This is a genomic window from Bartonella sp. LB28NMGDW, from assembly GCF_042194435.1.
GTDB classification, from domain to species: domain Bacteria; phylum Pseudomonadota; class Alphaproteobacteria; order Rhizobiales; family Rhizobiaceae; genus Bartonella; species Bartonella grahamii.
On the sequence record NZ_JBHIMX010000165.1, the window covers coordinates 1 to 568 of the forward strand.

The following is a 568-nucleotide window of genomic DNA, read 5'->3' on the forward strand; positions in this document are numbered from 1 at the left end:
AAGGACGTTATCAATAATATGTGCTATGTTTTCCCTTATCAAAGCTGAAAAGTTTTTATCCTTCAAACTTTCCTTATAAAATTTGAGTTTTTCAACATCCCCAATAAGAATAAGTGCAATAAGGTGCAACTTCGCAAAATCATATTCACTGTCTGGGGACAAAGCCGCATAATCATAGATGATTTGATTCACATTTTGTCGATCAGCCCAGCACAAAATATCCGCACAGATCTGCTTCAGTTTACCTTCATCCAATTCAGTACTAGAAACTGCATAAACTTCTTCTGATTCTTTAAGAACGGTATATTGGGGAGTATCGATAAAAATAGATCGATAAGCTGTAGAAAAACCAAGTGTTGAAAGAGAAACCTTGAAGGTAACAAATGGTGTCTCTCCGTTTTTATCAAGGTCGTACACTATATTAATGGTACGATCTTTCGTTATAAAATAAGCATTGCAATTGTAATTTTTATCACGATAAACTGTCCAGTCCATCCTTTTTAAGTCTTCAGAAACTGTATTAAGAAAAGACAAATCTTGCAAACTAAGACGATCATCTATGGCTTTT

The 568-nt window shown here is 34.2% G+C and carries 1 protein-coding gene; it reads right to left on the reverse strand.

The genetic code is table 11. The features are described from left to right. The coding region (locus ACFIKG_RS09820) for a DUF6990 domain-containing protein (protein ID WP_375652255.1) at positions 1-568 on the reverse strand (568 nt) is incomplete at both ends.